Here is a 987-nt window from a genome sequence, read left to right as displayed (position 1 = left end):
GATGTCGACGAGACCACCCCATCCGGCGGGCCACTCCAGGCCGGCCACCTGGCCGAGACCCCACAGACGGGCCTGCTCGGGCTCGATCCCCTCGCCGGGGGCGGTCGACACTCCCCCGCCGGTCACCGACCACATGGGGGGTGGGTTCTCGGTGGACATCAACGCCTGTACCGCCGTGAGCGTTTCCGGCGCGTCGTTGAGCAGCGAGAGCACGCCGGTGGTGCCCGGGCGGGGGCTCAGGGCGGAGGGGTCGGCGGGCCAGGGGACCACGTCGACGGTGCCCTGTGCAGCGAGGGATTCGACCAGGCCAGGCACCGACGGGTCACCGTCGGCCGGCACCAGGCACATCCAGGTGCCGTCGAGGTGCGCCTCGCGGTCGACCTCGACGGGCTTCCAGGACACGCGGTAGCGCCAGGAATCCAGACGCCGGCGTTCGCCACGCCCGTTCCACCAGCGGTTGAGGGCAGGCACGACCTCGGTGAGGTCTTCGGCGTCGAGGGCCAACTCCCCGGCGATGCCCTCCACATCGGACTGCTCGACGAGCGACCAGAACGCCTCGCCGCCCTCCGTGGCCTCCTTGGGGGTGAGCCAGTAGTCCCGGTGCTGGAAGGCGTAGGTGGGCAGGTCGACGCGTCGGCGGCCCGGGAGTACGGCCGTCCAGTCGACGTCGTGGCCGCGCAGCCACACCCGCGCGACGGCGTTCAGTATGTCGCCGGTCTCGGACTGCGGGCCGCGGACTGCGGGGACGCCGGTGTCGTCGGCGAGTGCGGTCAGAACGGGAGCGGGGCCGATCTCCAGCCAGGAGCCGATCTCGTGGGTGAGGGCGTCGGCGAACCGGACGGTGCCGGTCACCTGCGCCACCCAGTACTCGGGGTTGGTCACATCGGTGCGGCCACCACCCGTCGCGAGCACCGGGATCCGGGGCTCGTGATACTCCACGGACTCCACGACCTCGCGGAAGTGGTCCAGCACCGGGGCCATCAGCGG

1 pseudogene is annotated in these 987 nt (G+C 72.1%); it reads right to left on the bottom strand.

From position 1 onward, the window contains the following. Positions 1–987 (bottom strand): annotated as a pseudogene (locus EF387_RS47320) (type I polyketide synthase); the annotation flags it as partial.

It is taken from the genome of Streptomyces cavernae (genome assembly GCF_004023625.1).
Taxonomy (GTDB): domain Bacteria; phylum Actinomycetota; class Actinomycetes; order Streptomycetales; family Streptomycetaceae; genus Streptomyces; species Streptomyces cavernae.
Note: the sequence above shows the minus strand (reverse complement) of the source record. Positions and strands in the feature narration are given on the sequence as shown.